This is a genomic window from Pseudocolwellia sp. AS88 (genome assembly GCF_030551755.1).
Classification (GTDB): domain Bacteria; phylum Pseudomonadota; class Gammaproteobacteria; order Enterobacterales; family Alteromonadaceae; genus Pseudocolwellia.
Genome location: NZ_JAUPEC010000047.1, coordinates 1 through 6,078, shown reverse-complemented (window position 1 = coordinate 6,078; position 6,078 = coordinate 1). Strand labels below are relative to the sequence as shown.

Here is a 6,078-nt window from a genome sequence, read left to right as displayed (position 1 = left end):
TAAAATATAAAACGCCCAATGAAGTACATCAGGCGTTTTAATTAAATGACTGTCAACCTATATTAGGACGGGTCACTTTTGAATATTTTTGTAAGCTATAGCAGCGTGCAAACCTAGAAGTAAGCCTTAAGACTTTTTAGATTTCTTAGCTGATCTTTTAGCTATTTTTTTAGCTTTAGCTTTTTTCTGTGCCGTCGTTCTTTTAACTTTCGGTTTTTTAAGGGCAACTCTTGCTTCTTTATGTTTAGGACGTAGCTCTTCAATCACACGACGTTGAAGTCTTTCATCAGAGTATCTTTCAATTTTTCCGATAACTGCCATATCATGTGCTTCAACTAAAGATATTGCGGTGCCTTTATTACCCGCTCGACCAGTACGACCAATTCTATGGATATAAATATCGGCTTTTCTAGGCATATCAAAATTAATTACATGAGTTATGTCATCAATATCTAAACCGCGAGCGGCAACATCTGTCGCGATTAAAATATTTACCTTACCTGTACGTAAACGATCAACTGAGTTGTTGCGCTTATCTTGTGGCATTTTACCTTCAAGCCAAGCACATGGTAATTCATCAGCATAAAGTTTGCCTGACAAGTGTTGTACTGTTTCTCTTTTGTTAGCAAAAACTACGGCTCTTTTAACGTCTTCTTGCTTAAGAATATTTTCTAGTAACTTGTATTTATGGTTTGCATCATCAGCAAGATGGATCCACTGATGAATTTTAGCTTTTTCTTTGCGAGATGGATTCGACTCTAAAAATACAGGTTCTGTTAATACTTCTTTTGCACAACGAATAACACCAGCACCTTCCAATGTTGCAGAAAATAACATGGTTTGTTTACGCCATCGAGCTTCAGCAATAATACGATTAATTACTTCAGAAAACCCCATGTCTAACATGCGATCGGCTTCATCAAGTATTAATATTTCAATATCACGGGCATCAAACTGTTCGCTTTCAATGTACTCCATTAAACGACCAGGTGTTGCTACTAACATATCAAGGTTGGTGGTAAGTAACTCTTTATGGCTACCGTAATTAACACCACCAGTGATCACACCAGATTTTATATGAGTAAGAGATGTTAATAATTCACATTGTTCATGAGTTTGTAAAGCAAGCTCACGTGTAGGTGAAAGAATTAATACGCGAGGAAAACCAGGTTTGTTTCTTGGATAGTCAAGTAAGTGTTGTGCAGCAGGAAGTAAAAATGCAGCTGTTTTACCTGTACCAGTTGGTGCAGAGGCTAAAATATCTTTACCCGTCATTGCTTCAGGTATAACAAGCTCTTGAATTGATGTTGGTTTTTTAAAACCTGCATTTCTAATACCGCCTAGAAGTTCAGAATCTAGGTCAAACTGCTCAAACATAGTTACTCTTAATATTGAATTTATATGGCGGTATTATAATGCTAAACGGGATGAGATCCTAAATACTATTGAATATTTCTTGTAATTCTTTTTCTAGATTTTCACACCATAGTGCTATTCGAGCCTCAGATAAATCATATTGATTATCTTCATCTAGCGATAAGCCAACAAATTGACTTCTATCTTCTGTTAAAGCTTTTGACTGATCAAACTCATACCCTTCATTTGGCCAATAACCTATAACATAAGCACCAACGGCTTGAACTTGTTCATGCAGCATACCCAAAGCATCTTGAAACCAATCTGTGTATCCAATTTGGTCACCCATTCCATATAGAGCAACAATCTTGTTTTCTAAATTAAGTGTGGCGATGTCGTCCCATTTTGCTTCCCAATCTTCTTGTAGCTCACCGTAATCCCATGTTGAGATACCTAAAATAATAATATCAAAATTCGCCATTTCAGATAGGGGCGTGTCTTTAATATTGTGGAGTTCTACAGTGAAGGTATTTAAAGCTTCTTGAATTTTTTCTGCAGCGATTTCTGTGTAGCAAGTGGTGGAACCGTAAAATAAACCAATCTTCATTGATAAGCCTTAATGAATATTTAATGACTTTTGCGTTAAACCTTTATGACGAGTTTATCAGATCTAATACAAACTTCGCTAATAGTAAGACTTTTTAACATTTTATTTAAGGTTTATTATAATTAATTGCTTTATAATTTTACTGTTTTAACTACTCATGCAATTATAAATGATTGAAAGCGGTCTTATGGCTGATTGTTAATTTTTTTGGATATGATAAATGAAAATTTTTAAGTCTGTATTAGTGTTAGTTTCTGTATTACTTGTTAATACCTCTGCAATGGCAGTAAGTGCTGATACTCAAAGTAAAAGCGAACAAAATAAAGGTCAAACTGCTCTCGATACTAAGGTTGTTGCCGCTAAATTATTATCTAAACTGGGTTTACAAGCTGAATCTATAAAAGCCTCATCTATGGAGGGAATGGCTGAAGCGGTAACTAAACAAGGTTTGTTTTATGTAAGTTACGATGGTAACTACATTCTTCAAGGTAAGTTATACAGCATTAAAGAAGATGTTATTGATTTGACTGAAAATTCACTTGCTGATGTTAGATTAAATGGCGTTAAGAAGTTCGATAATAATATGATCTCTTATCCTGCTAAAAACGAAAAACATGTTATTACTGTGTTTACTGATATTACGTGCGGATACTGCCGTAAACTACATGAACAAATGCAAGATTATAATGATCTAGGTATTACGGTGAGATATTTAGCTTACCCTCGTGCAGGTGTTAGAGATGAATTAGGTAACTACTCTCAAAGTTTTAAAGATTTACGTTCAATCTGGTGCCATGAATCGCCAGATGTAGCTTTAACAAAAGCAAAAATGGGTTCGCAAGTAGCTCAACGTATTTGTGAACAACCTATTGAAGCTGAATTTAATTTTGGCCGCCAAATTGGTGTAAATGGCACTCCAGCAATTATTTTAGAAAATGGCATGATGATGCCTGGTTATCAACCACCAGAAAGACTTGCTCAAATCTTAAATAGTTTATAAGGTTACTTAAGTAAGTACCCAGAGCTACTAAATAAGTAGCTCTTTTTTTATCTAAATAACCTATAGGCAGGGTGATGCAAAAAAAAATCCAACGTAGGCCAATTCATTCCACAAACAATCTACCTGATACTCTTCATCCCATCATTAAACAGATTTATGCTAATCGTGGTATTTGTGCTCAAAATGAATTGTTATTAAATGTAGGTCAATTAGCTCCCGTAGATTCTTTAAAAGATATCACCCTTGCCTCACAAATATTACATCAAGCTTTTGTTGATAATTTAAATATATGCATTATTGGTGATTTTGATGCAGATGGTGCAACAAGTACTGCACTTATGACCGAAGCATTTTCTATGTTGGGTTACCACAATCATCAATTTATAGTACCTAACCGATTTGAGTTTGGTTATGGCCTAACTCCAGAAATTGTTGATATGGCGGCAGGACAGGGCGCACAACTACTTATTACTGTTGATAACGGTATTAGTTGTTTAGCGGGTGTTAAGCATGCCAAGTCGTTAGGTTTACAAGTGGTGATCACCGATCACCATTTACCTGGCAAAACATTACCTAATGCTGATGCTATTGTTAACCCAAATCAACCTGAATGTTCCTTTGTAAGCAAATCTATTGCCGGTGTTGGCGTCGCTTTTTATTTAATGTTGGCGCTACGTAAACATTTACGTGAACAACAATGGTTTGAAGCTAAGCAAATGGCTGAGCCTAATATCGCACAACTACTTGATTTAGTGGCTTTAGGTACAGTTGCTGATGTTGTGACCCTTGATAACAATAACCGTATTTTAGTCTCTCAAGGTTTAAAACGTATCCGTGCAGGTCAAACACGTCCGGGTATTCAGGCGTTACTTGAAATCGCGGGTAAAAATCAACAGCGTATCGTTGCAAGTGACTTTGGCTTTGCCTTAGGGCCACGCATAAATGCTGCTGGTCGTTTAGATGATATGTCGTTTGGTATTAATTGTTTATTAGCTAAAGATCTCGCAACTGCTCGAACCATGGCTGCAGAATTAGATGAACTGAATAAAGCTCGACGTTCAATTGAACAAGGCATGCAGCTTGAAGCTGAAAAAATAATGTCAGTATTAAATTACGAAGAAGGCAATTTACCTAATGCGATCTCACTTTTTCAAAAAGATTGGCACCAAGGTGTTATCGGCATAGTGGCTGGCAGACTAAAAGAAAAATACCATCGTCCAAGCATAGTTTTTGCTGCAGCAGATATTGATGATCCGCAAAGTGATATAAAGGGCTCTGCTCGTTCAATTCCAGGTTTGCATATTCGAGACCTACTTGAGCATATTGATTCTCAACACCCAGGCTTAATTATAAAGTTTGGTGGTCACGCTATGGCGGCTGGGCTTTCTATCGCGGTGAATAATTTTGAGACCTTTCAACAATTATTTAATCAATACGCGGGACAATGGATTGCCGAAGAAGACTTACAAGGCACTTTATTGTCAGACGGCGAGCTAAACCTACCTGAGCTGACTTTAGATTTTGCTGAGTTGATCAGAGAATCAGGACCGTGGGGGCAAAACTTTGCCGAGCCTGTATTCGATGACAGCTTCTTAATTATTCAACAACGAATTGTGGGTGAAAAACATTTAAAAGTTGTTCTACAAAAAAATAATAAAGTTTTTGATGGTATAGCTTTTAATGTAGATGTTAGCCAATGGCCTAATCAAAAAGCTAATCATGTACATGTCGCTTATAAACTTGATGTGAATGAATTTAGAGGCAAACAAAGTGTGCAATTTCTTATCGAAGATATACAAGTTGTCAGTTAATTTTTATTATTTTTAGTTTGTTTTTTTGCTTATTGATAATTTAGTTTAGCGATATAATTTTTCTAGATATTTTTTCTGTAAATCAGCATAAATAGTAACGTTTATTTACCCCCTGAATTACGGTATAATGCGCGACTATTTTTTATCTTTACCTGTTTAAAAGTGCTAAATAACTCATGTTAGAAGTAAATCCTGTATTAAATAAAATTAAAGAAATGCGTGAACGTACCAACCTTTTACGGGGGTACCTTTGACTACGATCTTAAATCTGAAAGGTTAGTTGAAGTTACACGAGAGTTAGAATCTCCAGATATATGGAATGATGCCGAAAGAGCACAAGCATTAGGTAAAGAAAGAGCATCACTTGAGATGGTTGTAGAAACTATCAATGATTTAGATAGTGGTTGTGATGATGTTGAAGGTTTAGTTGAGTTAGCTGTTGAAGAAAGTGATGAAGATACTTTCAATGATGCTGAAACTGAAGCTAACGAATTAGATAAAAAATTAGCAAAATTAGAATTTCGTCGCATGTTCTCAGGTGATCATGATGAAAACGGTTGTTATTTAGATATTCAATCAGGCTCTGGCGGTACAGAAGCACAAGATTGGGCGGAAATGCTCATGAGAATGTATCTTCGCTGGGGAGAAGCTAAAGGCTTTAAAACTGAACTGATAGAAGTTACTGATGGTGATGTTGCAGGTATTAAAGGTTGTACCATTAAGTATTCTGGTGAATACGCGTTTGGTTGGTTACGAACTGAAACAGGTGTACATCGATTAGTACGTAAATCGCCTTTCGATTCGAGTGGTCGACGTCATACATCATTCGCTTCTGCTTTTATTTATCCTGAAATTGACGACAATATTGATATTGATATCAACCCTGCTGATTTACGTATTGATACATTCCGTGCATCAGGTGCTGGTGGTCAGCATGTCAACAAAACTGACTCAGCTATTCGTATTACGCATGAGCCAACAGGTGCAGTAGTGGCTTGTCAGGCAGATCGCTCGCAACATAAAAACCGTGCAACAGCGATGAAGCTTTTAAAAGCCAAGCTCTACGAGATGGAAATACAAAAGCAAAATGAAGACAAACAAGTATTAGAAGATGGCAAGTCTGATATAGGGTGGGGCAGTCAAATCCGCTCTTACGTATTAGATGATAGCCGTATTAAAGACTTAAGAACGGGTGTAGAAAATAGAAACACTCAAGCCGTATTAGATGGCGATTTAGATAGATTTTTAGAAGCCAGCTTAAAGTCTGGTTTGTAAACTGTTTTCAACATATTGAAAATAGAACT

General features: G+C 36.4%; 5 protein-coding genes. 3 read left to right on the top strand and 2 right to left on the bottom strand.

The genetic code is table 11. The annotated features are described in order from the left end of the window. Nucleotides 1-126: 126 nt before the first annotated feature. Together srmB and fldB are read right to left on the bottom strand one after the other, a co-directional pair. A complete protein-coding gene (gene srmB, locus Q5N69_RS18300; protein ID WP_304370526.1) occupies nt 127-1,377 on the bottom strand; it encodes an ATP-dependent RNA helicase SrmB in 1,251 nt (416 codons plus the stop codon). 58 nt (nt 1,378-1,435) lie between these two features. Continuing rightward, a complete protein-coding gene (gene fldB, locus Q5N69_RS18295) occupies nt 1,436-1,963 on the bottom strand; it encodes a flavodoxin FldB (RefSeq protein ID WP_304370525.1) in 528 nt (175 codons plus the stop codon). Between the two features lie 220 nt (nt 1,964-2,183). On the opposite strand from fldB, the gene dsbC reads away from it, so the two are divergent. From dsbC to prfB, 3 genes are all read left to right on the top strand, one after another. After that, on the top strand, nt 2,184-2,963 hold the full coding sequence (dsbC, locus tag Q5N69_RS18290) for a bifunctional protein-disulfide isomerase/oxidoreductase DsbC (protein ID WP_304370524.1): 780 nt from the start codon (nt 2,184-2,186) through the stop codon (nt 2,961-2,963). Nucleotides 2,964-3,037: 74 nt separating this feature from the next. Further along, nucleotides 3,038-4,774 carry a single-stranded-DNA-specific exonuclease RecJ gene (gene recJ / locus Q5N69_RS18285; protein WP_304370523.1) on the top strand — a complete coding sequence of 579 codons (1,737 nt, stop codon included), beginning with the start codon at nt 3,038-3,040 and terminating at the stop codon, nt 4,772-4,774. A 176-nt stretch (nt 4,775-4,950) separates the two neighbouring features. Then, nucleotides 4,951-6,049 (top strand): peptide chain release factor 2 gene (gene prfB / locus Q5N69_RS18280; protein ID WP_304370522.1). Its coding sequence is split into 2 segments (ribosomal slippage): nt 4,951-5,025 and nt 5,027-6,049, totalling 1,098 coding nucleotides; the frame shifts between segments, so codons are not numbered across the junction. Nucleotides 6,050-6,078 lie beyond the last annotated feature (29 nt).